The organism is Paraburkholderia tropica (genome assembly GCF_014171495.1).
In the GTDB taxonomy this organism is placed as follows: Bacteria; Pseudomonadota; Gammaproteobacteria; order Burkholderiales; family Burkholderiaceae; genus Paraburkholderia; species Paraburkholderia tropica.
In genome coordinates this window covers 557,046-582,638 of sequence record NZ_CP049137.1, presented here as the reverse complement: position 1 = coordinate 582,638, position 25,593 = coordinate 557,046, and the positions used below count along the sequence as shown (strand labels likewise).

The 25,593-nt window shown below is 67.5% G+C and carries 27 protein-coding genes; 18 read left to right on the top strand and 9 right to left on the bottom strand.

Going from position 1 to position 25,593, the window contains the following annotated elements:
- Window positions 1-158 precede the first annotated feature (158 nt).
- Window positions 159-2,273 (top strand): putative bifunctional diguanylate cyclase/phosphodiesterase, encoded by a 2,115-nt coding sequence (locus tag G5S35_RS33130; RefSeq protein ID WP_237181973.1) that lies wholly within the window; start codon window positions 159-161, stop codon window positions 2,271-2,273.
- Between the two features lie 6 nt (window positions 2,274-2,279).
- On the opposite strand, the gene G5S35_RS33125 is transcribed toward G5S35_RS33130, so the two are convergent.
- From G5S35_RS33125 to G5S35_RS33110, 5 genes are read right to left on the bottom strand one after another with little or no spacing between them, the layout of a single operon-like run.
- Window positions 2,280-3,290, bottom strand: a complete 1,011-nt coding sequence (locus G5S35_RS33125) for a CaiB/BaiF CoA transferase family protein (RefSeq protein WP_183040568.1) — start codon at window positions 3,288-3,290, stop codon at window positions 2,280-2,282.
- A gap of 31 nt (window positions 3,291-3,321) precedes the next feature.
- Complete coding sequence (locus tag G5S35_RS33120; RefSeq protein ID WP_176081656.1) at window positions 3,322-4,452, bottom strand: acyl-CoA dehydrogenase family protein; 1,131 nt, start codon at window positions 4,450-4,452, stop codon at window positions 3,322-3,324.
- A gap of 42 nt (window positions 4,453-4,494) precedes the next feature.
- Complete coding sequence (locus G5S35_RS40110; protein ID WP_338048747.1) at window positions 4,495-5,535, bottom strand: AMP-binding protein; 1,041 nt, start codon at window positions 5,533-5,535, stop codon at window positions 4,495-4,497.
- Window positions 5,433-6,053, bottom strand: coding sequence for an AMP-binding protein (locus tag G5S35_RS40105; RefSeq protein WP_272904525.1), 621 nt, complete (start codon window positions 6,051-6,053; stop codon window positions 5,433-5,435). Before G5S35_RS40105 ends, G5S35_RS40110 begins: the two co-directional genes overlap by 103 nt.
- A complete protein-coding gene (locus tag G5S35_RS33110; protein WP_183040567.1) occupies window positions 6,032-6,928 on the bottom strand; it encodes an IclR family transcriptional regulator in 897 nt (298 codons plus the stop codon). The genes G5S35_RS40105 and G5S35_RS33110 overlap by 22 nt, the downstream gene beginning before the upstream one ends.
- On the opposite strand from G5S35_RS33110, the gene G5S35_RS33105 reads away from it, so the two are divergent.
- The 5 genes from G5S35_RS33105 (at window position 6,927) to G5S35_RS33085 (ending at window position 10,844) form a co-directional block, all read left to right on the top strand.
- A complete protein-coding gene (locus tag G5S35_RS33105) occupies window positions 6,927-7,208 on the top strand; it encodes a hypothetical protein (protein ID WP_183040566.1) in 282 nt (93 codons plus the stop codon). The genes G5S35_RS33110 and G5S35_RS33105 overlap by 2 nt on opposite strands.
- A 110-nt stretch (window positions 7,209-7,318) precedes the next feature.
- Window positions 7,319-8,509 carry a thiolase family protein gene (locus G5S35_RS33100; RefSeq protein WP_183040664.1) on the top strand — a complete coding sequence of 397 codons (1,191 nt, stop codon included), beginning with the start codon at window positions 7,319-7,321 and terminating at the stop codon, window positions 8,507-8,509.
- A gap of 82 nt (window positions 8,510-8,591) precedes the next feature.
- Window positions 8,592-9,359, top strand: coding sequence for an SDR family NAD(P)-dependent oxidoreductase (locus G5S35_RS33095; RefSeq protein WP_065057781.1), 768 nt, complete (start codon window positions 8,592-8,594; stop codon window positions 9,357-9,359).
- A 227-nt stretch (window positions 9,360-9,586) separates the two neighbouring features.
- Window positions 9,587-10,291: a cysteine hydrolase family protein gene (locus G5S35_RS33090; RefSeq protein ID WP_338048745.1), complete on the top strand. Its 705-nt coding sequence runs from the start codon at window positions 9,587-9,589 to the stop codon at window positions 10,289-10,291.
- A gap of 145 nt (window positions 10,292-10,436) precedes the next feature.
- Window positions 10,437-10,844: a hypothetical protein gene (locus tag G5S35_RS33085; protein ID WP_183040565.1), complete on the top strand. Its 408-nt coding sequence runs from the start codon at window positions 10,437-10,439 to the stop codon at window positions 10,842-10,844.
- On the opposite strand, the gene G5S35_RS33080 is transcribed toward G5S35_RS33085, so the two are convergent.
- Entirely contained in the window at window positions 10,786-11,490 is a 705-nt protein-coding gene (locus tag G5S35_RS33080; protein WP_183040564.1) for a hypothetical protein, read from the bottom strand. The two genes, G5S35_RS33085 and G5S35_RS33080, sit on opposite strands and share 59 nt — an antisense overlap.
- A gap of 274 nt (window positions 11,491-11,764) precedes the next feature.
- Complete coding sequence (locus G5S35_RS33075) at window positions 11,765-12,115, bottom strand: hypothetical protein (RefSeq protein WP_183040563.1); 351 nt, start codon at window positions 12,113-12,115, stop codon at window positions 11,765-11,767.
- 95 nt (window positions 12,116-12,210) lie between these two features.
- On the opposite strand from G5S35_RS33075, the gene G5S35_RS33070 reads away from it, so the two are divergent.
- From G5S35_RS33070 to G5S35_RS33035, 8 genes are all read left to right on the top strand, one after another.
- On the top strand, window positions 12,211-12,822 hold the full coding sequence (locus tag G5S35_RS33070) for a hypothetical protein (protein WP_231957414.1): 612 nt from the start codon (window positions 12,211-12,213) through the stop codon (window positions 12,820-12,822).
- 299 nt (window positions 12,823-13,121) lie between these two features.
- Window positions 13,122-14,342, top strand: a complete 1,221-nt coding sequence (locus tag G5S35_RS33065; protein ID WP_237181931.1) for an ABC transporter substrate-binding protein — start codon at window positions 13,122-13,124, stop codon at window positions 14,340-14,342.
- 130 nt (window positions 14,343-14,472) lie between these two features.
- Complete coding sequence (locus G5S35_RS33060; RefSeq protein WP_080180321.1) at window positions 14,473-15,708, top strand: ABC transporter substrate-binding protein; 1,236 nt, start codon at window positions 14,473-14,475, stop codon at window positions 15,706-15,708.
- A 58-nt stretch (window positions 15,709-15,766) separates the two neighbouring features.
- Entirely contained in the window at window positions 15,767-16,639 is an 873-nt protein-coding gene (locus tag G5S35_RS33055; RefSeq protein WP_065057785.1) for a branched-chain amino acid ABC transporter permease, read from the top strand.
- 13 nt (window positions 16,640-16,652) lie between these two features.
- The gene (locus G5S35_RS33050) at window positions 16,653-17,681 is read left to right on the top strand and encodes a branched-chain amino acid ABC transporter permease (protein WP_176081654.1); all 1,029 of its coding nucleotides are present in this window, start codon (window positions 16,653-16,655) and stop codon (window positions 17,679-17,681) included.
- Window positions 17,668-18,396 (top strand): ABC transporter ATP-binding protein, encoded by a 729-nt coding sequence (locus tag G5S35_RS33045; protein ID WP_124261579.1) that lies wholly within the window; start codon window positions 17,668-17,670, stop codon window positions 18,394-18,396. The genes G5S35_RS33050 and G5S35_RS33045 overlap by 14 nt, the downstream gene beginning before the upstream one ends.
- A 1-nt stretch (window position 18,397) precedes the next feature.
- On the top strand, window positions 18,398-19,099 hold the full coding sequence (locus tag G5S35_RS33040; protein WP_074986613.1) for an ABC transporter ATP-binding protein: 702 nt from the start codon (window positions 18,398-18,400) through the stop codon (window positions 19,097-19,099).
- Window positions 19,100-19,203: 104 nt separating this feature from the next.
- Window positions 19,204-19,896: a M24 family metallopeptidase gene (locus G5S35_RS33035; RefSeq protein ID WP_231957416.1), complete on the top strand. Its 693-nt coding sequence runs from the start codon at window positions 19,204-19,206 to the stop codon at window positions 19,894-19,896.
- 116 nt (window positions 19,897-20,012) lie between these two features.
- Here the strand turns inward: G5S35_RS33035 and G5S35_RS33030 are convergent, their stop codons facing one another.
- Window positions 20,013-21,041, bottom strand: coding sequence for a helix-turn-helix transcriptional regulator (locus G5S35_RS33030; RefSeq protein ID WP_183040562.1), 1,029 nt, complete (start codon window positions 21,039-21,041; stop codon window positions 20,013-20,015).
- Window positions 21,042-21,374: 333 nt separating this feature from the next.
- Between G5S35_RS33030 and G5S35_RS33025 the strand changes: the two genes are divergently transcribed.
- Complete coding sequence (locus G5S35_RS33025) at window positions 21,375-21,623, top strand: hypothetical protein (RefSeq protein ID WP_065057790.1); 249 nt, start codon at window positions 21,375-21,377, stop codon at window positions 21,621-21,623.
- Window positions 21,624-21,642: 19 nt separating this feature from the next.
- Here the strand turns inward: G5S35_RS33025 and G5S35_RS33020 are convergent, their stop codons facing one another.
- Entirely contained in the window at window positions 21,643-21,861 is a 219-nt protein-coding gene (locus tag G5S35_RS33020; protein ID WP_183040561.1) for a hypothetical protein, read from the bottom strand.
- Between the two features lie 229 nt (window positions 21,862-22,090).
- Between G5S35_RS33020 and G5S35_RS33015 the strand changes: the two genes are divergently transcribed.
- From G5S35_RS33015 to pdxA, 3 genes are read left to right on the top strand one after another with little or no spacing between them, the layout of a single operon-like run.
- Complete coding sequence (locus G5S35_RS33015; RefSeq protein ID WP_065057791.1) at window positions 22,091-23,116, top strand: 2-keto-3-deoxygluconate permease; 1,026 nt, start codon at window positions 22,091-22,093, stop codon at window positions 23,114-23,116.
- A complete protein-coding gene (locus tag G5S35_RS33010; RefSeq protein WP_183040560.1) occupies window positions 23,113-24,585 on the top strand; it encodes a four-carbon acid sugar kinase family protein in 1,473 nt (490 codons plus the stop codon). Before G5S35_RS33015 ends, G5S35_RS33010 begins: the two co-directional genes overlap by 4 nt.
- Window positions 24,582-25,580, top strand: a complete 999-nt coding sequence (pdxA, locus tag G5S35_RS33005) for a 4-hydroxythreonine-4-phosphate dehydrogenase PdxA (RefSeq protein WP_065057793.1) — start codon at window positions 24,582-24,584, stop codon at window positions 25,578-25,580. Before G5S35_RS33010 ends, pdxA begins: the two co-directional genes overlap by 4 nt.
- The last annotated feature ends 13 nt before the right edge of the window (window positions 25,581-25,593 follow it).

Sequence of the window (25,593 nt, the reverse complement as noted above, 5' to 3'; positions counted from 1 at the left end):
GTTTGCGCGGCTAGGCGGCCCGGCGCCCAGGCTGGAAGGCGCCGTCCGCCCGGTCCATGAGAGACCGCCGCGCATGGCCTGAAGCCATGCTATTGTCCTGCCGCTTCATGCAAACGCATGACGCGCAAAAATTCAGGCTCAAAGGAGGCCGACCTGTGATGAATGTGCTGGGCTGCATCGTCTACAAGCACAATCTGTGGCTCGTGATCGTGGCGGTGCTGATCTGCGGCGGTGGCTCGTGGGTCACTGCGAGGCTCGTGCGGCGCGTGTTCGCGACGCGCGGCCTGCAGCGCGCGGGCTGGCAGTTTCTTGCGTCCGTGACGGCGGCCGTCGCCATCTGGTGCACGCATTTCGTGGCGATGCTCGGCTTCGAGCCGGGCGTGCCCGTCAGCTTCGACCCCGTGCTCACCATCGTTTCTCTGCTGATCGCGCTGGGCGGCAGCTTCGCGGCCTTCGCCGTGGCGGGCAGCGGCTTCACGCGCGCGGCGCCGGCCATCGGCGGGGCGCTGGTCGGGCTCGCCATTTCGCTGATGCACTACACGGGCATGATGGCGTACCGCGTGCAGGGCGTCGTGTCGTGGAATCACACCTATCTGGTCGCGTCGATCGTGCTGTCGGTCGTGTTCGGCGCGCTCGCGCTCGACCGCGCGGCGCGCGGCGTGAACGTGCGGGCGGATATCGGCGCGGACAAGGGCATGGACAAGAGCGCGAGACCCGCCGCGAAAGACACGGGTTCGGTGGCCAGCGTCACGCTGCTGCTCGTGCTCGCCATCGCCACGCTGCATTTCACGGGCATGTGCGCCTTCACGGTCACGCCGCTGCGGATCGCGGGCGAATTTTCGAACCCGGCTGCCTTGCAGGCGCTGGCGCTCTCGGTGGCGGGCATGGCGTTCATCATCGCGGGCGCGGGTCTCGTGAGCTATCTGCTCGACGACACCGTGCGCGCCGAATCGGTCGAGCATCTGCGCACGATGGCGCTGAGCGACATGCTCACCGGCCTGCCGAACCGGGCGAGCTTCAACGACCGGCTCGACGTGGAAATCGCGCGCGCCGCCGCCGAGCACGGCAAGCTCGCGCTGGTCGGCATCGACCTGAATCGCTTCAAGGAGATCAACGACCTGCGCGGCCATCACGCGGGCGACGAAGTGCTGCGCATTCTCGCGCGCCGCTTCACGAGCCTCGTGCGCGAGGGCGAATTCGTCGCGCGCGTGGGCGGCGACGAGTTCGTGGCGCTGCATCGTTACTCCCATCGCGACGCGCTCGACGACTTTCTCGGCCGTCTCGAAGACGCCTTGTTCCGCCCAATCCGCTACGACGACTGGGAAGTGGTGTCGGGCGCGAGTCTCGGCGTGGCGATCTATCCCGACGACGCCAGCAGCAAGGCCGTGCTGATCAACAACGCCGACCTCGCGATGTACCGCGCGAAGGCGGCGCTCACGCGCACGGTGTGCTTTTACGAGCCGAAGATGGACGAAACGGCGCGCGCGCGCCGCACGCTCGCCGCCGATCTGCGCGACGCGATCGCGCGCGGCCAGTTGAGCGTGCACTATCAGGTGCAGACGGCGGTGAGCGGCGCGATTTGCGGCTACGAAGCGCTGTTGCGCTGGGAGCATCCGCGCCAGGGCTTCATTTCGCCGGGCGTGTTCATTCCGCTCGCGGAGGAAAACGGCCTGATCCTGAGCATCGGCGCCTGGGTGCTGCGCGAGGCCTGCACGCGCGCGGTCACGTGGCAGCCGCCGTACAAGGTGGCCGTGAATCTGTCGCCCGTGCAGTTCGCGCACGCCGACCTGCCGGCGCTCGTCAGCGAAGTGCTGGCGGAGACCGGTCTCGCGCCCGACCGGCTCGAACTGGAACTGACCGAATCGACGATCTTCGCCGATCGCGAGCGCTCGCTCGACGTGTTGCAACGTATCAAGGCGCTCGGCGTGAGCCTCGCGCTCGACGACTTCGGCACCGGCTATTCGTCGCTCGATACGCTGCGCACGTTCCCGTTCGACAAGATCAAGCTCGACCAGTCGTTTATCAGCGAAGCCGAATCGAGCCGTCAGGCGACGGCGATCATCCGCGCGGTGCTCGCGCTCGGCAAGAGCCTCGGCATTCCGGTGCTGGCGGAAGGCATCGAAACGCAGGATCAGTTCGATCTGCTGGCGGGCGAGGGCTGCGACGAGATGCAAGGCTTCCTGCTGGGCCGCCCCGCGCCGCTCGCGCAACTGGTGGAGAGCGGGCAGATCAAGCTGGTGCAGCCGCGCAGCCGTTATGCGGCGGCGGGCTGAACGCAGTTAATCGAACGCCGCAAAGCGCGGCGCGCAGGCCGGCATCCACGCGCCGTCGGTTTGCGTGAACGCGCCGCGCGCCGCGTTATGCGGATGATGCGGCGCCTCGCTCAAGCCCAGCACCGGCGACACGCACGCATCGCTGCCCTCGAATAGCGCGACCCACGCGTCGCGCTCGCGCGTGGCGATGATCTGCTCGATGCGCGCGGCGATCGCGGGCCAATGCGTCCGGTCGCGCTGCGGCAGTTCGAGCAGATCCTGCGCGCCGATTCCCTTCAGAAACGCGGCATAAAACGGCGGCTCGATGCAGCCCACCGCAAGCCATCCGCCGTCGCGGCAGCGATAGGTCCGGTAGAACGGCGCGCCGCCGTCGAGCAGATTCTCGCCGCGCGCGTCGCGCCACTGCCCCGCCGCGTGAAAGCCGTACATCATGCTCATCAGCATGGCCGCGCCGTCGGTCATCGCCGCATCGACCACGCAGCCCTTGCCGCTCGCCCGCGCGCGCAGGATCGCCGCGACCACGCCGAACGCCAGCACCATGCCGCCGCCGCCGAAGTCGCCGACCAGATTGAGCGGCACGACCGGCGCGCCGCCCGCCTCGCCGACCGCGTGCAGCGCACCCGAAATCGCGATGTAGTTGATGTCGTGGCCCGCCGTGTGCGCGAGCGGTCCGCGCTGGCCCCAGCCCGTCATGCGTCCGTAGACGAGCGACGGATTGCGCAGCCGGCACGCATCAGGACCGAGCCCGAGCCGCTCCATCACGCCCGGCCGGAAGCCTTCGATCAGCGCGTCGGCCTGCGCGATCCGATCGAGCGCATGCGCCACGTCCTCGGCGCACTTGAGATCGAGCGCGACGTGCTCGCGCCCGCGCGCGAGCGGGCCGTCGGGCAGCGCCTCGCCCGCACGGCCGATGCGCGTGACGTGTGCGCCCATCTGGGCCAGCAGCATGCCGCAGAACGGCGCGGGCCCGAGCCCCGCGAACTCGACGATATGCACGCCTTGCAGCGGCTGGATCATGCGCGGTCTCCGCGTGAAATGAATGTGGGCATCAGAGCGTACGCGCGATGATTTCTTTCATGATCTCGTCGGTGCCGCCGTAGATGCGCATCACGCGCGCATCGACCCACGCGCCGCCGATCACGTACTCCGACATATAGCCGTAGCCGCCGTGCAGTTGCAGGAATTCGTCGAGCAACTGGTTTTGCAATTCGGTGGCGTTGAGCTTGGCCATGGCCGCATCGACGGGCGACAGTTCGCGACGCAGATGCCGCGCGATGCAGTCGTCCACGTAGATGCGCACCATTTCCGCTTTCGCGCGCGCGTGCGCGAGCTTGAAGCGCGCGTTCTGGAAATCGAAGATCGCCTGACCGAACACCTTGCGCCCGCGCGTGTACTCGATCGTGCGCGCGAGCATGCCCTCGATGGACGCCACCGCGCGCACGGCAATCACCAGCCGCTCCTGCGCGAGCTCGCGCATCAGATACGAAAAGCCCGCGTTTTCCTCGCCGAGCCGCTGCGTGATGGAGACGCGCACGTCCTCGAAAAACAGCTCCGACGTGTCCTGCGCGCGCAGGCCGATCTTTTCGAGCTTGCGGCCTTTTTCGAAACCCGGCGTGCCTTCCTCGACCACGATCAGCGAGACGCCCTTGCTGCCGAGGTCCGGCGCGGTCTTGCAGACCACGATCACGAGACTCGCGTTCTGGCCGTTCGTGATGAAGGTCTTCTGGCCGTTGATGACGTAGTCGTTGCCGTCGCGGCGCGCGGTCGTGCGCACGGACTTCAGGTCGCTGCCGGTGCCCGGCTCGGTCATGGCGATTGCGCCGATATGCTCGCCGCTCGCGAGCTTCGGCAGCCACTCGCGCTTCTGCTCCTCGGTGCCGTAAGCGTGGATATACGGCGCGACGATGTCCGAATGCAGCGGGAAGCCGATGCCGCTCGCGTTCACGCGCGCGAGTTCTTCGATCAGGATCGCCGCGTGGCCGAAGTCGCCGCCTCCGCCGCCGTATTCCTCGGGAATCGTGCAGCAGAGCAGGCCTTCTTCGCCCGCGCGACGCCACACTGATTTGGGCACGATGCCGTCCTTTTCCCACTGCTGATGAAACGGCACGATCTCGCGCTCGACGAAACGGCGAACCTGCTCGCGGAACAATTCGTGATCGTCGCGGAATACGTTACGCATGGGTTGTCTCCTTGATTGTCTGAGTCTATTTCGGATGCCGAATCAAATCGTGGCGCCGGGATTCTCGATGCTCCGGTAGCGCTCCTTCAGCAGCCGGCGCAGCAACTTGCCGTTGTCGTGGCGCGGCAGCGCGTCCTCGAAATCGACGGAACGCGGCACCTTGATATGCGAGAGACGCTCGCGGCAGAACGCCATCAATTCGTCGGCGAGCTGCGGGCTGGCGGCGTCGCGCTCGCGCAACTGCACGATGGCTTTGACGCTCTCGCCGAACTCGGCATGCGGCACGCCGATCACGGCCGCGTCGGCCACCGCCGGATGCTCGCTCAACACATTCTCGATCTCCTGCGGGTAGACGTTCACGCCGCCGCTGATGATGAGATCCGTGCGCCGGTCGCTCAGGTAGAGATAGCCTTGCGCGTCCACGTGGCCGATATCGCCATAGGTGGCCCAGCCGTGCCGGTTGCGCACGCTGCGGGTTTTGGCGGGATCGTTGTGATACTCGAACGGCGGACCGCCCTCGAAGAACACGCGGCCGATCTCGCCCACGGGCAGCTCGCGGTCGTCTTCGTCGACGATATGCAGTGTGCCGAATTTCGCGCGTCCCACCGAGCCGCGATGCGCGAGCCATTCGTGCGAGTCGATCGCCGTGAGCCCGGCGCCTTCCGAACCCGCGTAATACTCGTAGATCACCGGGCCGAACCAGTCGATCATCTGCTGCTTGACGAGCGGCGGGCAGGGCGCGGCCGCGTGAATCGCCACTTTCAGGCTGCTCACGTCGTAGCGGCGGCGTACCGTTTCGGGCAGCGCGAGCAGGCGCACGAACATCGTCGGCACCCATTGGCTGTGCGTGACGCGATAGCGTTCGATGGCGGCCAGCGCGGCCTCGGGATCGAACTTCTGCATGACGATGGTGCGCCCGCCCGTGCGCAGCATGCGCACGAGATAGCGCAGCGGCGCGGCGTGATAGAGCGGCGCCGTGCTCAAATACACGGAGTCCTGATTAAATCCGAAACTCTTGCGCCATGAGGCCGTTTCGGTGTCGTCGATTGCGCGGCGATCCCACGGCACGAGCGGTTTGAGGATGCCTTTGGGCAGTCCCGTCGTGCCCGACGAATAGAGAAAATCGCGGCCCTGTTCGCACTCGGGCAGCGGCTTGCGCGTGTCGGTCTCGTCGAGCGCGGCGTCGAGCGAGGCGAAGCCGGGCGGGGAAGCGCGCCCGTCATATAGCAGGCGACGCCGTGCAGCGCGCCTTCGTCGGCGAGCGTCTGCGCGAGTTCGCGCATCGCCTGCGAGACGATCAGCACGCGCGCGCCGCAGTCCTTGAGGACGTGCGCGACTTCGCGTGTTTTCAACTGGATGCTGATGGGGGTGAAATACAGACCGGCGCGCTCGGCGCCGACGGCCGCGATGGCCAGAGCAGGGTGGTTCTCGAACAGTAGCGCGATGCCGTCGCCGGGTTGCAGGCCTAGCTGGATCAGCCAGTGCGCAACCCGGTCTGCGCGTTCGTTCAGGATGGCGTAAGTGAGGACCTCGTTGGTGCCGGCAAGGCGCAAGGCTTCCTTGCCGGGTGCTGCGGCTGCTAGTTCGCGGACACGCTCCACGGTCTCGTCTCCATATCGTGCGCGGCGCCAGTCATGCTGCCGAGCGCTGCCTCCACGCGCCTGACCAGCGACATCAGCCGCGGGGCGATGTCGTCGGTCAACTGGTTGCCGCTGATGTTGAATACCGCAATGGAACAGCTGAAAACCCAGTACTCGTCGTCGATGGGCGACGCCAGCGGAATCGCCACCGAGTGAATCTCGCGCTGCATGTCGCCGTGCGACACCGTGCAGCCCTGCTCGCGCAATTCCTGCTGCGCCTGCGTGAGGCGCTGCGCGAGCAGTTCGCCCTTGGCCGGATCGCGCGTGAGCGTTTCCTGCAGATACCGTTCGCGTTCGGCGCCCGGCACAGTCCACAGATACGCGCGGCCCGAGGCCGTGCGCGACAGCGAAAGCCGCGTGCCGATCTCCGAGCGATAGACCGCGCTGCCCGCGCCCTGCGCGACTTCCGCGTAAGCGAGGTTCAGGCGGTAACCGACGGCGAGCGTCACCTGGCCCTGACAGTAATCGGCCAGCTCCTGCATCATCGGCCGCGCGATCTGGCGGATCGTCATGCGGCCGAGCGCGGGCGCGGCGAGGCTCAGCATCTCGGTGCCGAGCACGTATTTCGAAATGCGCTCCGAGTAGCGCAGCATGCCGAACTCGCACAGCGTATTGATGAGCCGCAGCGCCGTGGGCTTGGGCAGGCCGGTGCGCTCCACCAGCTCGCGCGCCGACAGTTCGGACGCGCCCATCGAATAGCACTGCAGGATCCGGATGCCGCGCGCGAGTGCGCTCACGAGCTGCGAGTCGTTGTTTGTCTCGTTGCTCAACTCGTTGTTCGAGTCGCTGGACGAAACAGCGGCGTCGTCGGTGCGTGAGGTGGCCTGGTCGGTCATGTCGGATTCCTTCTTCGGGGGGATGGGCGCGCCGGACAAACACGGGGCGCCTTTTGGCAAACCCGGCATTCTAGCTTTCCCCTTCGTGGCGGAACAATTTTTCAAGACGACTGGCTCATTTTTCGTGAAATTGCGACGCTTTGCCGCGCCCGCGGCGTGTCCGGGCTACCTGATCGACACATCTGACTGCGCGCAACTTCGGGAATTCGGACTCTCAGGCTCGCTCGGCCGCTATCGGTATGTCACTATCGTCGCACGAATGGAATTAAATGATCCATAAGGATCGAAAAATGTTTACCACTATTGAAATAGTGAGATCGTGTGGTGTATTTTGATTCGCGAGATTCATTTTTTCATCATCCACACTTCTCCAGGATTGAGCGAACCATGATCCAGAGCGCGGTTATCGTCGACGCGGTGCGCAGTCCCATGGGCCGGACCAAGGCGGGCGGCGCCTTCGTCGACCTGCATCCGGCCGACCTGCTTTCGCAGGTGATCCAGCAACTCGTCGAGCGCAATGACCTCGACCCCGGCACCGTCGACGACCTGATCATCGGCTGCGTGAGCCAGGTGGGCGAGCAGGCAACCACGCCGGGCCGCGTGGCGTGGCTCGCGGCCGGTTATCCGCAACACGTGCCGTCCACCACGGTCGAGCGCAAGTGCGGATCGAGCCAGCAGGCCGTGCATTTCGCCGCGCAGGCCATCATGGCGGGCGTCAACGAGATCGTGGTGGCGGGCGGCGTGGAGTCGATGAGCCGCGTGCCGATGGGCAGTTCGCGCCTCGGCCGCGATCAATACGGCGCGCGCTTTCATGCGCGTTATCCGCAGGGGCTCGTGGGCCAGGGCGTGAGCGCCGATCTGGTGGCGCAGAAGTGGGACCTCGCGCGCGAGACGCTCGACGCGTATTCGGCCGAGTCGCATCGCCGCGCCGACGCCGCGCGCGCCGCCGGTCACTTCGCGCGCGAGATCGTGCCGATCGAAGTGCGCGACGAACAGGGCGCGCGCCGCATCGACGCCGACGAAACCATCCGCGCGGGCACCACCGTCGAGCGTCTCGCGGGCCTCGCGCCGTCGTTCGAAGACGCCGCGCTGGCCGCGCGTTTTCCTGGCATCCGCTTCAACGTCACGGCGGGCAATGCCTCGCAGATCTCGGATGGCGCGGCGGCGCTGCTCGTCATGAGCGAGCGCAAGGCGGCGCAGCTCGGCCTGAAACCGCGCGCGCGCATCGTCTCGTTCGACGTGCGCGGCGACGACCCGCTCATGATGCTGACCGCGCCGATTCCGGCGACCGAGCATCTGCTGCGCAAGGCCGGTCTGAAGATCGAGGATATCGCGCACTTCGAAGTGAACGAGGCTTTCGCTTCGGTGCCGCTCGCGTGGCAAAAAGCGCTGGGCGCCGATGCCGCGCGGCTCAATCCGGCCGGCGGCGCGATTGCGCTCGGGCATCCGCTGGGCGCGTCGGGCGCGCGCCTCATGACCACGATGCTCAACGCGCTCGAACGCAGCGGCGGCCGCTACGGTCTGCAGACGATGTGCGAGGCGGGCGGCATGGCGAACGCGACGCTCATCGAGCGGCTTTGAGCCCGACGCAAGCAATGCAAGCAACATCAGCAACGCAGCGACAGCGACATCCATACAGGCAACGACGACAGGAGACACACGGATGAACCTCAAGGGAGCGGTGGCGATAGTAACGGGCGGCGCATCGGGGCTGGGCCTCGCGAGCGCGAAGCAGTTGCTGGAGAAGGGCGCGCAGGTGGTGATCTGCGATCTGCCGAATTCGCGCGGCGCGGCGGTGGCCGACGAACTGGGACCGGCGGCGAGCTTCGTGGCCGCCGACGTCACGAACGGCGACGAGATGGCCGCCGTGATCGACGCCGCCACGCAGCGCGGTTCGCTGCGTGCGCTCGTGCATTGCGCGGGACGCGGCGGCGCGGTGCGTCTGATCGAAAAGGACGGCTCGCCGGGCTCGCTCGAAGCCTATGAGAACGTGGTGCGCGTGAACCTCGTCGGCACCTTCAACGTGCTGCGTCTCGCGGCGGCGGCGATGGCGCGCAACGAACCGAACGCGGCAGGCGAGCGCGGCGCGTGCGTGCTGACCGCGTCGGTGGCCGCGTACGAAGGGCAGATCGGTCAAGTGCCGTATGCGTCGTCGAAAGCGGGCGTGGTGGGCATGACGCTGGTGGCCGCGCGCGATCTGGCGAGCAAGGGCATTCGCGTGTGCACGATCGCGCCGGGTCTGTTCGATACGCCGATGCTCGCGCGGCTGCCCGAGGAGATTCGCGATTCGCTCGGCAAGATGGTGCCGTTCCCGCCGCGCCTCGGCGCGCCCGATGAGTTCGCCGCGCTCGCGATGCAGATCCTCGACAATCCGATGCTCAACGGCGAGACGATACGCCTCGATGGCGCGATCCGCATGCAGCCGCGTTGAGCGCGCACATTCACGTTGACGCGTGTCGCGCGTTTGCTGCATCATCGTCCACATGAACTGCATCGCGCGCCCGCTCACCACCACGACCACGACCGCCTCCGGCGGGTCGTGAGGCCGATACGCGCGCAAGTCACCGAGCATCCTCGTATCGAACCCAAGGCCCGCGAATCCGGACGGGGCCTTGTCGTTTCTCCGTCCGCCATCGGCTCTACACATGGAGAAACGTTGTGTCCGACCTCGTTCAATCCCGCCGTGCATTGCTGATCGTCGACATGCAGCGCGGTCTGTTCAACGGCGCCGAACCGCCTCACGAAGGCGCGCGCGTGCTCGACAACATCAATCTGCTGATCGCGCGGGCGCGCGCCACCCATGCGCCGATCTTCGCCGCGCGCCACACCGGCCCGAAGGGTTCGCCGATCGAGCCGGGCAGCGCGCTCAGGCAACTGCTGGCGGATCTGCACGTGGATGCAGAACGCGATGTCACCTTCGATAAAACGCGTCCGAGCTGTTTCGCGGGCACCGGTCTCGCGCAGTGGCTGCGCGACGCGAAAGTGGACGAACTCGCGATCGTCGGCATGAAGACCGAGTATTGCGTGGATACGACCTGCCGTGCGGCGAGCGAACTGGGCTGGCGGACTGTGCTGATCGAAGACGCGCACACGACCACGGACGCGCCCGGTCTCAGCGCGCAGGCGATCGTGGCGCATCACAACCGCGTGCTGAGCGGGCCGTTCGTCAACTCGCGCGCGCCGCCGACTACGTGTTTTAAGGCGCCGGCGAGGTGCGCCGGCGTGTCGTTGTCGGTTCATGCGCAGTGCGCGAGTTCGGCCGTGCGCGTGAAGCTGTCCGTGGATCGTGAAGGTACAGCCGGGCGGGATGGGCGGCAAAACGAAACGCGCCCCGTGACAGGGGCGCGTGGTTCATTCGGGTAACGAGCGCGGTGATGACGGTATCAATGCGCCGCCGTCGCTGCCTCGTCGAGCGCGTCGAAAATCCCGCTCGCGTCGTCGGCGAGCCCGTGCGAGCGGCCCTGCGCGTGCGTGCAGACGATCTCGTCCAGAACGATTCCGAGCCGAATTGCAGGCGCTGCGCGTGCAGGCGGCGCGTGAACAGTTGCAGATCGAACTCGGGCACGATGCCGAGCGCGCCCGCGAGACCATGCGCGCCATTGGCGACCAGCGGCGCGGCGCGGCTCGCGCGCGCTTTCGCGATCGCGCTGGCGAGGCGTTGCTCGCCGCTGCGATGCGCGGCGCAGCCCTGCTGCGCGCGGTGCGCGTGGCGGCGACGTGCGCCGCGATGGCGTCGAGCTGGCGCTGCGTGGTGTCGCGTCCGGCCTGCGAAGCGGCCGACTGCGTGCTCTCGCGCACCCACGCGGTGGTCACGTCGAGCACGCGCTGCATCGCGCCCGCCATCGTGGCGGCCGTGATCATCGCGCCCAGTTCGGCGATGCTGCAGCGGGCAGCGCGCGCGCCGTCCGGGTGCTGAAGCAGACGGTGGCGTCGAGGCCGTCGCCGTGCTTTTCCACGCGCGCGGTGTCGAGCGGCACCAGCCAGACACCCTTGGCGGTTTCGACCACGACCGCGTCGGCGACCTGGCCGTAGGGCACGAAGGCCGTGCACTGCGAGGCATCGGCGATGGCCAGCGCGATCGGGCCGCGCGGCGCGTCGAGCTGCGCGGCCGCGAGCAGGTGGCGCGCGATCATCGTGTGGGCGGCGGGCAGCGGCAACGCATGCTGACCGAACGCGAACAGCACGCCCGCGGCGGCGGCGAGCGGCAGATCGGCGCCGCCTTGCGCGCGCGGCACGAGCGCGTCGAGCAGACCGCGTTCGTCGAGCTGGCACCAGAGCGCGTGGCCCGCGCGGCGGTCGTGGGCCGTTTCCACGCCGCGCACGAATTGCGGCGTGCAGAGATCGGCCAGCACGGACTGCGCCGCGCGAGTGAGCGTGTCGTTCATGATGTTTCCCTCGGCATGGAGCGCGCCGACCGGCGCGAGGCGCGAACGCGGGCGTTCGTGACGGCTGCGTTCAGGCGTGTTCGACGCGCCGGGCGAAGCGGCGCGCGAGGTGCGTGCGCTCGCGCTGCCGCAGCGCGCCGCATCGAAGCCGCCCGACGAATGGCCGGGGCGCGTCATGAGCGGCCCTGGCCCGCGCCGGCCTCGTGTCCCGCGCTGTGTTCCGCATCGTGTTCCGTTGCGTGTCCCTTCGCGCTGCGGCCGGGCAGCGGTGCATCGTGGTGCGCAATGATCATGTGTCGTCCTCCTGAAGTCTTTGTCTCGCGCCACGCGAGCGAGCGCGGGCTGCGCAGAGCGGTTTCGCGCCGATGGCGAAGACGCGCTCGAAATCCGCTCTGATTCTAGAAGCGCCTCCCAGGTGAGGCAACCCGAAAAAAACCCGACATTCAGGCCTTTATTCGCGCGAGTATTTTTTTACGGCTTTTTTTTCGTGTATCGCCGCGTTGATTCGAAACGGGAAATCGCCCGTCCGCCGGGGCTTGCCGCTAAGGCTTGGGGGTATACGCCAGGCAGCGCGCCAGGCCGTATCGCACGCGTCGTCGGGTTGTTCCGATTGGCGAATCAGTTCATTGCCGGAACAGCAATGACGGCGCGAGTCGGGCCAACCGGGCACGAAGGCGTGTCGCGATTGCGTCGGCGATCCCGGCGAACGCAGCGTCCGCGCCGCTGTCACGGAATAAAGGTTGCGTATGCAAGTATTGAGCGGCGAACCTGCGCGCGCCGGGGTATCGACGAGGCGTTTCACCGGTGGTGTTCGGTCCCCGAGTCGCGCCTGGTCACAGCCGTTTCGGCATGATCCGGTGTTACCCTGCAGGGCTTCACGCATCGAGAGGCCGCCCGTTGAAACGCATTACCGTTCTGTCGCTGCTGGTTTCGGCCAGTCTGTCGCACGCCCCCGCCTGGGCGCAGGAGTCGTCCGGGAGCGCCGCGCCGCCGCTGCCCGACGAGATCGCGCGCCAGTTGCCCAAGGGCGACGTGGTCATCACCTATGCGGCCGGACAGCTCACCGATTCGCCGCGCACCGATTATCTCGTGGCCGTGCACGGCGCGGGCGACACGCGCGAGCAGCCGACGCCGCGTCCGCTGCTGATCTTCGTGCAGAAGCCCGATGGCCATTACCGGCTGGCGGCACGCAACGACCTCGTGGTCATGCGCGCCGACGACGGCGGCCAGTGCGATCCCTTCAACGACAGCGCCGACGGCCTCGTCATCAAGAACCGCTACTTCACGGTGCAGAACGAAGTGGCGTGCGGCGCGCACTGGACCGACTACATCACCTTCCGCTTCGATCCGAAACGTCAGGACTGGGTCTTTCACAAGGAGATCTCGCAGGCCTGGCGTCTGAACGACAAGCCCGACGGCGACGCGCTGATCGCCGATCCCGCCACCGTGACCGACAGCGATTCGAAGCGGCCCGTCACGTTTTCGGAGTGGCGTCCGCGCGAGCCTTGAGCGCGCGGGTTTTCCCGTAGCGCCACGGTCTCCTGCCGTCCCCGCGTTCCATAGGGACAAATGCCGACTTCCACCGCGCCGAACGCCGACTTCTCCGAAAACAAATTGTTAGGTTCGCGGCGCTCACCCACACTGGCACCTGCCCGATAAGTTCGATCGATTCGCCACGGCGCTCATCCGTTCACGCGCCGGACCGCGGTCGATCGCGCTTCATTGATTCGTCATCCGAAGCATTGTGAGCGGCGCACTGCGGCGTACAAGAAAGACCTCGTAAAAAGCCTGAAGGCCACGGAGGAGACATGATTCGCATCACCACGCGGATGGGGCGTGCATCGCGCACGTCCCGCGCATCTTGCGCGCTGGGCTGGGCGCTGGCATTGACGTTAAGCGGCGCGTTCGCACCCGCCATGGCGCACGCGGCTGAATGGAAAGTCGGCGTCGAGCTGCCGCTCACCGGCCCGCTCGCGCAAGCCGGCACGGAGATGTATCGCGGCATTCAGGTGGCCGCCGACCTGTATAACCGCCGTCATCCGCAAGACAAGATCACGCTGGTGACCGTGGACGACGAATCGAATCCCGCCAAGGCCGTCGCCGCCGTCGAACAGCTCGCCTCGCAGCACGTGGTGGCGATCGCGGGCGCGGCCAACTCGAATTGCGCGGGCCCGGCCTCGGAAGCGGCGAGCAAGGCGGGCATCGTCTACATGACGTCGGGCGGCACCAGCGACGACATGGTGTCGCGCGGCCTCAAGAACTTTTTTCGCGTGAGCAACACGCCGGGCTACACCCGCGGCATGACGGGCCTGTTCGACTCGCTCGGCGTGAAGTCGGTGGCCATTCTTTATTCGACGAAAGACGCCACCAGCGACCTCGCGCGCCAGCTCGACGCCGCGCTCAAGGCCAAGGGCGTGAAGACGTATCTGCATGCCTACGATCCGTCGATCAGCGACTTCAAGCCGCTCGTCAACAAGGTCAAGTTGCAGGACAAGCCCGACGCGCTCGCGATGCTCGGCTACGAGAACGACTACGTGGGCATTCTGCGCGCCGCGCGCGTGCTCAAGCCCGACCTCAAGGCGATCGCCGCGCCGTGGGCGTTCGCGAGCCCGAAGATGGCGCAGTCCTTCCCGGACCTCGTACCCAACGTGTATGGCGCGACGGTGCTGGCGTCGCCGGCCGATTACCGCTCGGCGGATCAGCGTGACTTCTCCGAGACGTATCAGCGTCTCTTCAAGACCGTGTCGAACTATCAGTCGCAGACTTCGTTCGTCTACGCGCAGGTGCTGTTCGACGCCATCGCGCAGGCGCAGAAGACCGGGACGCTCGACAAGGGCGGTCTCGCCGATACGCTGCGCGCCACGCAGCGCGACGACACCTTCCTCGGCAAGGTGAGTTTCGATGCGCGCGGCGACAATCCGCACTACGTCGCGCACATGGGGCAGTTCGCGCGCGACGACAAGCTCGCGCTGGTCTGGCCGCAGCAGGTGGCCACTGCAAAACCCGCCTATCCGGGCGTACCGTGGTGAGCGGCCTGCAAGCGAAATAAAAACAATACGGTATCCGAATTAAATAAAAAGCGCGCACAACGACGCGCAACGAACGACGCGCCCGCGGCCAGGGCGCGCATGAAACCATAAAAGCCGGTTTGGAGGCACGATGGATCGCAGCACTGCACATAACGCTTCTCGCCAGCGGCGCGCCGGGTCGCGCGCCGCGATCCGTTATTTCGTCAACCTGAGCGTGAGCGCGCTCGCGCTGCTGGGCGCGACGCCCGCCGCGTTCGCGGAAGTCCTGCCGGTGGGCGTCGAACTGCCGCTCACCGGTTCGATGGCGCGCGCGGGCACCGCGCAGCTCGAAGGCATCAAGGTGGCGGCCGACCTGTTCAACAGCGGCAAGTTCGGCGGCACCGGCAAGCACAAGGTCGCGCTCACCGTGATCGACGACGAGGCGCAACCGGCCAAGGCCGTCTCCGCCGTCGAAAAGCTCGCTTCGCAAGGCGTGCTCGCGATCACGGGCGGCTACGGCTCGAACTCGGTCAGCCCGGCCTCGGAGGCCGCCGACAAGGCCGGTCTCGTCTACATCACCTCGGGCGCGGTGGACAGCGGCATCACCTCGCGCGGGCTCAAGCGCTTCTTCCGCGTCGGGCCCGCATCGGGCTATTCGAAGGCGATGCTCGGCCAGCTCGACGCGATGGGCGCGAAGTCGGTCTCCATCGTCGCGTCCACGAGACAGGCGACCGCCGACGTGAGCAGCGACGTCGCCAACAAGCTGCGCGCGCAGGGCGTGAAAGTGACGGTGCATATGTTCGAGCCGTCGATGACCGACTTCAAGCCGGTCGTCAACAAGATCCGCCTGCAGGACAAGCCCGACGTGATGCTGATGATCGGCTACGAGAACGACTACATCGGCATCCTGCGCGCGGCCAAGGTGCTCAAGCCGCAACTGAAGGCGGTGATGGGCGCGTGGTCGCTCGCCACGCCGAAGATGGCCAGCGAGTTTCCGGACCTCGTCAACAACGTGATCGGTTGCGCGATGCTGCCGCATCCGGCGCAGTTCGGCACGGCCGAGGGCAAGGCTTTCGTCGACGCCTACGTCGCGGCCTACAAGAAGGAGCCCGATTACGTCGCCGAGTTCGCCTTCGTGCAGTCGGTGCTGCTGTTCAACGCGATGGCGCGCGCCGCCGACGCGGGCACGCTCAAGAAGGACGGCATCGCCGCCGAATTGCGCGCGAAGCCGCAGGACACGCTGATCGGCAAGGTCAGCTTCGCGGCCAACGGCGACAACCCGTCGTTCCTCAACAACATGGCGCAGATCCAGGGCGACCGCATCGTGCTCGTGTGGCCGAAGGAACGCGCGACCGGCAAGCTCAACTTCCCGGCGCTGCCGTGGTGATCGCGCGCTTCGCGCTTCGTGCGCTGTTTTCGACGCTGTTATCGATAGGGAGATCGCGATGAGCGAACTCGTGTTGCAGTCGCTGTATTCGGGCGTGCTGGTGGGCGGCGCGTATGCGCTCGTCGCGCTCGGGCTCGCGCTGGTGTTCGGCTCGATGCGCATCATCAATCTCGCGCACGGCGAACTCGTGCTGCTGGCCGCGTATATCGCCTATACGTTCGAAACGCGGCTGGGCATCAATCCGGTGTTCGCGATTCCCGTGGCGATTCCGGTCGTGTGCGCGGCGGCCGCGCTCGCGTGGTATCTCGTGAGCCGCATCAAGCGCGACCGCGAGCTGAATTCGCTGATCCTCACTTACGGCATCGGCATCGTGCTGACGAACGCCGTGCTGCTCGGCTGGGGCGCCGACGTGCGCTCGACCAACGACGCCTGGCTGCAGGACAGCGTGATGCTCGGCGATCTGCTGTCGATGCGCAGCGAAGTGATGTCGTTCGGCATCAGCGTGCTGCTGATGCTCGCGCTCTGGTGGTGGCTGACGCGCTCGTGGTACGGGCGCGCGGTGCGGGCGATTTCGAGCAATCGCGACGCGGCGCGCCTGATGGGCATCGATCCGCGCAAGGTGGAACTGGTGTCGTTCGTGGTCGCGGGCGTGCTGGCGTCGTGCGCGGGCGTGTCGATCTATGCGTCGAGCGCGGTGCAGCCCGCGATCGGCGAGGCGCTGACGGTCAAGGCCTTCATCATCACCGTGCTGGCGGGCGTGGGGTCGATTCCGGGCGTGCTCGCGGGCGCGCTGCTGCTCGGCGTGGCCGAGGCGCTCACCGTCACGCTCGCGAGTTCGGCGTTGCAGGAACTGGCCGGCATGCTGCTGTTCCTGATCGTGCTGTACGTGCTGCCCAACGGCCTGTTCGGCGTGGCGAAAAGACGAGGATGACGGGGGAAACTCGATGAACACCACCACCACTCACACGCCCGCCGTCGCGACGAGCGCCGACGCGCGCGCGAAGCCGGTCTGGTCCGCGCAACGCATCGCCGGGCTCGTTGTCACGCTCGTCGTGCTCTACGCGGCCGTGCCGCTCGCGCTCGGGCAGAACCTCTATCTGATGAGTCTCGCGGTCGCGTCGCTGACGATCGCGGGCATCGCGCTCGCCTGGGCGCTGCTCGGCAATCTCGGCGGCATGGTCAGCTTCGGGCACAGCGCGTTCTTCGGCGTGGGCTCGTATATCTCCGCGCTGCTCACGCTCAAGGCGGGCTGGCCCGTGTTTCCCGCGATGCTCGCGGGCGGCGTGGGCGCGAGCGTCGCCTCGCTCGCGATGGCGCCCGCGCTGCGTCTGAAAGGCCCGTATTTCGCGCTGGCGATTCTCGCGTATGCGCAGATCTTCCGCATCGTCGCGACGGAATGGTCGGGATTGACGGGCGGCGCGAGCGGCCTGTCCAGCATTCCGGCGCTGCCGAAGCTGCTCGGCGTGGACTTCGGCAGCAAGAGCGGCGGCTACGTCGTGATCCTCACGCTCGTGCTCGCCTTCGCGCTGCTCTATGCGAAGCTGCGCGGCTCGAACGTGGGGCTCGCGCTGCGCGCGATGCACGAATCGGAGGACGCCACGCGCGTCGTGGGCGTCAACAGCGTGATCCTCAAGCTCGCGATGCTGATGCTCTCCGCGCTCATGACGGGGCTGGTCGGCGCCTTCAACGCGCACTACATCAACTTTCTCGAACCCGATTACGCGTTCAACGCGAGCTGGGCCGTGGTGCCGATCATCGCGGCGATCTGCGGCGGCTATCGCACGATACTCGGGCCGCTGGTCGGCGCGGTGTCGGTCTATCTGATCGATCAGCTCGTGCTCAAGAGCCTGCTGCCGACGGGGCATCAGATCGTGCTCGGCATGCTGCTGGTGGCGATGATCATCGTGAGTCCCGCGGGGCTGACCGCGCTGCGCTTCAAACGTACCGGGCGAGGTGTCCATGCAGCAGGCTGAACTGGAACTCAAGGATGTGTCGATCCGTTTCGGCGGACTCACGGCGGTGAGCGGCGTCTCGCTCACGCTCGGCACGCACGACGTGGTGGGTCTCGTCGGGCCGAACGGCGCGGGCAAGACCACGCTGTTCAACGCGATCTCGGGACTCGTGCGGCCGACGAGCGGCGCGATCCGCTTCGAGGGCATCGACCTGCTCAAGACGCCGCTGTACCGGCGCGCGCGCCTTGGCATCGGGCGCACGTTCCAGGTGCCGCAACCGCTGCACGAACTCACGGTGCGCGAGAATCTGATCGTCGCGCAACGCTTCGGCGCGGGCCGCGTGGACGAGGCGCGCATCGACGAGATTCTCGACTTCATGGGGCTCGCGGGCAAGGCGCAGCGCGACGCGGCCACCGAACTCGCGCTCACCGAACTCAAGGCGCTCGAAGTGGCGAAAGCGCTGGCGACCGGCCCGAAACTGCTGCTGCTCGACGAAGTGCTCGGCGGCCTGGAGACGGCCACCAAACGCCGTTTCATGAAGACGCTGCTCGACGTGCACGAGCGTTATCGCGTAGGAATCCTGATTATCGAGCACGATATCGAAACGGTGATGAACCTGTGCCGCCGCGTGGCGGTGCTCAATTTCGGCAAGCTGATCGCGGATGGTCCGCCTGCCGACGTGTTCCGCGATCCGGAAGTCGTGCGCAGTTATACGGGGGAGGCCGCTCATGCCTGAGATGCTCGAGATTCGCCACGCGCGCGCGGGTTACGGCGCGATCAACGTGCTCTGGGACGTCTCGCTCGCGGTGGCGAAGGGCGAGGTGACGACGATCGTCGGGCCGAACGGCGCGGGCAAGACCACGCTGCTGCGCGCGATCATGGGCCTCGTGCCGCTCGCGCACGGCGAGATCGCGTTCGACGGCGCGCCGCTCGCCGGTGTGCCGACGTGGGACATGGCGCAGCGCGGCATTGCGATGGTGCCGGAGGGGCGCATGATTTTCCGCGACATGTCGATCGAAGAAAACCTCATGCTCGGCGCGTTCGCGAAGTCGCGGCGCGCGGGCGCGGCGCGGCAACTCGAAGAAGTCTACGGGCTCTTTCCGCTGCTCAAGGAGCGCCGCGCGCTGCCCGCCGGCACCTTGTCGGGCGGCCAGGCGCAGATGCTTGCGCTGGGGCGCGGGCTGATGTCGTCGCCGCAACTGATGCTGATCGACGAGCCGTCGCTGGGTCTCGCGCCGGTGATGGTGCAGGAAGTGTTCGCGATTCTCGAACGGCTCAAGGCGGCGGGGCGCACCATCGTACTCGTCGAGCAGAACACGCACATGGCGCTGCGGCTCGCCGATCAGGTCTATCTGATGCAGGGCGGCAAGGTGACGTTCGAGGCGCGCGCGAAGGACGTGAACGTCGACGAACTGCACGACATGTACTTCGCGCGCTGACTTTCGGGCGTCTCCCGCTGCCTGCCGCGAGGCCGCGCGTCGAATGGACATGCGCGGTCTCGCGCGATATATTCAAAAAGATATATCGAAGCGGAGAGACCACGGTGAGCACGACAACAAGTCCCCAGACAGCACAGGCAACCCAAGCGGCGAAGGAAGCGGTAGGCAGCAAGTACGTGAAGGAACAGATGCAGACGGCGCGCGAGCGCACCTGGCAGGTGATCGAGCGCGTGGCGCCGCGCGTCGTGCCGGGCATGCGCGAGTCGGAAGCGGCGGCGCTGTGCAAGGCGGAGATGGAAGCGCTCGGCATGGATCGCATCTGGCATCCGACCATCGTGCGTTTCGGCGAGAACACGCTGCGCATGTTCAAGGAGCGCTCGGTCGGCGATCCGGTGCTGCGGGCCAACGACATCTTCTTTCTCGATCTCGGCGTGGTCTGGGGCGCGCACGAGGGCGATGCGGGCGCGACCTTCGTCGTCGGCGACGATGCGGAAATGCAGGCCTGCGCCGCGGCCGCGAAAACACTGTTCGACGACGTCGAGCAGCACTGGCGTAAAACGGGCGCGGCGGGCACGGCGCTCTATGCCTATGCCGACGAGCGCGCGCAAGCGCTGGGCTGGCGTCTGAATCTCGACATCAAGGGCCATCGCGTCTCGGACTTTCCGCATGCGATCTATCGCGCAGGCGATCTCGGCGATTTCGACGCGTGCCCCAACGCCGGTTTGTGGATTCTCGAAATCCAGATCGCGCATCCGACGAAGCCGTTCGGCGCGTTCTACGAGGATCTGTTGTATTGAACCTTGATAGCGCGGTCCGATGAGCCCGCGCTTTTCACTTCACCCCCTCAGCGCGTCGCCGGCCACCATCAGCTTGCCGCCGTCATAGCCTGCGCCTCGCGCGCGCTTTACGTCTGTCACGCCGTCGCGCGCCGAAGCTCCAGCGCCCGCGCGCGCATGTCGAGCGGGCTCATGCCGAATGCGCGCCGGAACGCGCGCGTGAAATCGGACGCGCTGTTGAAGCCCAGCCCGTACGCGATCTCGGTGACGAGCAGATGCGGAAAGCGCACCAGGTCGTCGGCGGCCTCGCGCAGCCGTCGATGGCGGATATACGCGCCCAGCCCGCCTTCCTGCTCGAACCAGCGATAGATCGTGGCGCGTTTGAGCTGCAGCGCCGCGACCACGGTGCTGGGCGTGAGATCGGCCTGATGCAGGTTCGCATCGACGTAACGGCGCACCTGGTTCATCACGGCGGCCTGCGCGGCGGCGCGCCCGCGCTCGCCGAGGCGCGCCTCGCCGCGATACGCGGCCAGCAGCAGTTGCGCGGCAAGCTGCATGGCTTCGGCGGCCTGGGCGGCGTCGAGTTGCGGCAGGGTGTCGGCCAGCGCGAGCGCGTGCGCGAGACTCAATTGCGCGAGCGGCGTGTGCGGCGCGAGGCCCTGACCGTGGATCGACTCGGCGTAGGGCAGGTTGGCGTCGACGGTTTCCTGCGGCACGAACACGCTGAGTACGCGGCAGGCCGGCCGTTCCACGCGGAACGGCTGGTTCATGTCCATCGCGATGATGCGCGTGGGCGTCTCGTCGGCGCTGCGTTTGCGGCGCATGCCGGTGGTGAGGCCCGAGTCGCCCTGCGCGTAGAGATGGAACGCGAAGTCGCGCCGCCGGTCGGTCGAGACACGCGCGACCGGGCGTTCCAGCACCAGCGCGTCGGTCGTGCAATCGGTGAACGAGAAGCCGGCCGCCGCGTAGCGGTCGATCTGGCCGCGAAAGCCGCCTTCGATCTGGCCGCGCGACGGCACCACGTCCACGACATGCCCGACGCGCTCGCGCCACGCGATCAGCTGCTCGCCGCGCGCCTGCGCGTGCGTGCTGAACCGGCTCGCCGCAAGGACGGCGCCGCTGGCGGGTTCGCGGGCGAGTTCGCCCGGGGCGGGAGGTGCGTTCACGGCGTGGCGGCGGTTGAGTGTCGATTCGGTGTCGATCAGTGTCGATCTCGGTCAACGGATGCGTTTGAGACGGACGGTCAAGCCTACCAAACATTACCAGGTATTGTCGTACGACAAATAGTCGGGTTTCGCACTGTGTTCGGGCAATGGCGTCCGGCCGGGCGGGAGCAGCGTGGCGTCGAGACGGCCGGTCGGGGGAAGTCGGCCTGCCGCGGCGCTTTCCAGCGAAGCCGGGACGCAGGACAGAAACGACCAGGGGCCTTTAATGAGTACGAGTGAGACCCGCCGAAAACCGCGCGGCTCGCCGATGCGCAACTCGATCACGTCGAGCGCATGGTGCAGTTTCTCAGCTTCGCGACGGTGGCCAATGCGACGCGCGGCATCGACCGCGAATACTGCCGCAAGCGGCTGCAGACGCTGGAGCAGACGCACGATCTCGTCGCCAGCCAGCGGTCGCGTATCGCCAAGCTGCTGCATCTGCTGGAGCGCGTCGGCTCGACGACGCTCGAGCACGCTCTCACACGTTCCGAGGTCGATCCGGCTGCGCGCTTCGTCGCGCCGCGCGGCGAATTCGCGGCCTGACGCGGTCTGCCTGATCCCGTCAGCACGCGGACGGCGTCCGCACACGCCGCCCCGCGCCTTTCAGCACCGCCCCACGCCGCCCCACGCCGCCCACTTCGCCCACTTCGCCCACTTCGCCCACTTCGCCCACTTCGCCCACTTCGCCCACGCCGCCCACGCCGCCCACGCCGCCCACGTCGATCAACACCCGCGCGCGTAACGCCGGCAGCAACGCCGCTCCCTTCGTTTTATCCTGCACGCCGCAAACCCGCGGCCGGGCGCGCTCGCGCGTGCGCGTCGCGCGGCCTATCGTCCCCAATTTGATCGTTTCGATCATTCGTTTGATCGAATTGCGCAAAACGTAGCGCGCGTTTACACTCCGCCATGATCGTTTCAATCAAAAAAGTGAGCAAACCGATCAAGACGCTCAAACCGGGCGCGTCGTCCCGGGTCATGCGCCGATCGGATCATCATTGAGGAGACTCCCCATGGCTCAGATTCCCATCAAGCGTTCGATCGAGCGCGTTCCCGGCGGCATGATGATCGTGCCGCTGCTGCTCGGTTCGCTCGTCGCGACCTTTGCGCCCGGTCTGCCGAAATTCTTCGGCTCGTTCACGAATGCGCTGTTCACCGGCTCGCTGCCGATCCTCGCCGTGTTCTACGTGTGCATGGGCGCGAGCATCGACGTGAAGGCCACGCCCTATCTGCTCAAGAAGGGCGGCGCGCTGTTCGCGACCAAGGTGGGCGCGGCGATCCTGGTCGGCATCGTGATGGGGCATCTGCTCGGCGAGGCGCCGATCGCCTCGGGTCTGTTCGCGGGTCTCTCCACGCTGGCCGTGATCGCCGCGATGAACGACACCAACGGCGGCCTCTATATGGCGCTGATGGGCCAGTACGGCCGCTCGGAAGACGTGGGCGCGTACACGATCATGTCGCTCGAATCGGGCCCGTTTCTCACGATGGTCACGCTCGGCGTGGCGGGCCTCTCGGCGTTTCCGTGGCAGACGCTGGTCGGCAGCATCCTGCCGCTGTGCGCGGGCATGCTGCTCGGCAATCTCGACCGCGAAATGCGCGCTTTCCTCGCGCGCGCCGTGCCGGTGATGATTCCGTTCTTCGCGCTGGCGCTCGGCGCGGGCCTCGATCTGCACAAGGTCTGGCAGGCGGGCCTGCTGGGCATCGGGCTTGGCATCGGCGTGGTGGTCGTGACGGGTATTCCGCTCTATTTCGCCGATCGCGCGACCGGCGGCACGGGCGTGGCCGGCGTGGCGGCGGCCAACACCGCGGGCAACGCGGCGGCGGTTCCGGCGCTGGTGGCCGCGGCCAATCCGGTCTACGAACCGGCCGCGCAGAGCGCGACGCTGCTGGTGGCGGCGGCCGTGGTGGTCTCGGCGATCGTCTCGCCCGTGCTGACCGCGTGGGTCGCGAAGCGCGCCAATGCGCGCCTCGCGCGCCGCGGCGAGGCGCAAGTCCAGAATCAGGCTGACGCACCGGACGCGAAACGGGTCGCGCAATGAAGCTGCTGATCATTGCCGACGATCTGTCTGGCGCCGCCGATTGCGCGATTGGTTTCGCCAACGCGGGCCATCGCACGCTGGTGACGCTCGACGCGTCGCGCGCGGACGAAGGTGCGGCCAACGTCGCGACCGCGCAGGATGACGTGCCGCACGACGACACGCCACTCGCCGCCGACGTGATCGCCGCCGACACCGACACGCGCCGTCTCACGCCTGCCGACGCGGCGGCGCGCACGGCGCAGGCGTTCGAGGCGCTGCGCGGCGCGGGCGAACCGTCCGCGCCGCAGCGCAAGCTCTACAAGAAAATCGATTCGACGCTGCGCGGCAACTGGGCCGCCGAAGTCGCGGCCTTGCAGGCGCGCGCCGGTCTCGCGATCGTCGCGCCCGCGTTTCCCGCGACCGGTCGCACGGTGCGCGACGGCGCGCTGCTCGTGCATGGCGTGCCGCTCGCGCAGACCGAGACGTGGCGTCTCGAACACGCCGATCGTCCCGCCGACATGGCCGTCATGCTGGCGGCGGCCGGACTGCGCAGCGAGCGTTTCGACGCAGCGACGCTGCACGCCGACCCGCGCGCGCTCGCGCGCCGCGTGGCGCTGATTGCGGCGGAAGGCGAAGACGGCGCGCGGGCGCTGATCGTCGATGCCCAGAGCGCCGACGAGTTGCGCGCACTCGCGCGCGCCACGCTCGCGCTCGACAGCGCGTTTTTCTGGGTCGGCTCGGGCGGTCTCGCGCGCGAACTGGCGACGCTGGATGCGGCGCAAGCCGCCACCCAGACCGCAACTCAAGCGGACGATGCCAGCGCACTCAAGCCTTCGGCGCCCGACCTCGGCGGCAGCGGACCCGGCCCGATTCTGGTGCTGGTCGGCAGCCTCTCGGCGGTCGGCGAGCGCCAATGCGCAGTCCTGCGCGAGCGCGCGGGACTTGCCGAACTGATCGTGCCGCCCGCCGTGCTGCGCGCGGGCGACACGCACGCGCACTGGCCGCAGTGGGACGCGCGCATCGGCGCGACGCTGGCGGCGGGCGCGGATCTGCTGCTGCGCATCGGTCGCGACGACGCCTTCGATCCCGCCGAGGGCGCACGCCTGTCCGCGCGGCTCGCGGCGCTCGTCGCACCGCATTTCACGCAGACCGCGGGCCTGATCGCGACGGGCGGCGAGACCGCGCGCGCGATGCTCGACGCGGCCGGCATCGGCAGCCTGCGTCTGATCGCCGAAATCGAAGCGGGCGTGGCGGTCGCGCGTCCGCATGCGCCCGCGCGCGCGCACCGGCCCGCCGTCGTCACGAAGGCGGGCGCGTTCGGCACCGAACAGGCGCTGTACGCGGCCTGGCTGCACCTGCGCGGCACGCCGCACGAAGAGACGCAAGCTCGCACACCGGGCGAACCGGACAGCACGCAACACAACAGCACAAAACACGAGCCAACGGCGCCGGACGCCGTTGCGCCCACCGCACCATCGAGGAACGTATGAGCACCTATATCCCCGTCATCGGCATCACGATGGGCGACGCCGCCGGCGTCGGCCCCGAAGTCGTCGTCAAGAGCCTGACGCACGCGCAGGTCTACGAACAATGCCGTCCGCTCGTGATCGGCGACGCGCGCCGGCTCGAGCACGCGATCGTCATCTGCCAGCTCGACATGGACGTGCGCCGCATCGCCGATCCGTCGCAGGCGCGCTACGAACGAGGCACGATCGACGTGATCGACCTCGAACTGATTCCCGAAGATCTGCCGTTCGGCGAACTGTCGCCGCTCGCGGGCGACGCCGCCTACCGCTATATCGCGCGCGCCGTCGAACTGGCGCAGGCGAAGCAGATCGACGCGATCTGCACCGCGCCGCTGAACAAGGAAGCGCTGCACGCGGGCGGCCACAAGTATCCGGGCCACACGGAAATGCTCGCGCACCTCACGGGCGTCGACGAAGTCTCGATGATGCTGGTCGCGCCGCAACTGCGCGTGATTCACGTGACGACGCACATCGGCATCATCGACGCGATCCGCAAGATCGAGCCGGGCCTCGTGCAGCGCACGATCGAGCGCGGCAACGCCACGCTCGTGAAGGCGGGCATCGCGAAGCCGCGCATCGGCGTGTGCGGGATCAATCCGCATGCGGGCGAAAACGGTCTGTTCGGCTATGGCGAAGAGGAAGAGAAGATCATTCCGGCGGTCAAGCTGCTGCAGGAACGCGGTCTCGACGTGACCGGCCCGCTGCCCGCCGACACGCTGTTCTTTCGTGCGGGCCGCGGCGACTTCGACCTCGTCGTGGCGATGTATCACGATCAGGGCCACGGCCCCGTGAAGGTGCTCGGCCTCGAAGCGGGCGTGAACGTCACCGTGGGTCTCGAAGTGATCCGCACGTCGGTCGATCACGGCACGGCGTTCGATATCGCGGGCAAGGGCGTCGTGGACGAAGGCAGCATGCTCGAAGCGCTGCGTCAGGGCGCGGAGCTGGCGACGCGCCGTTAAGTTTGACACCCGG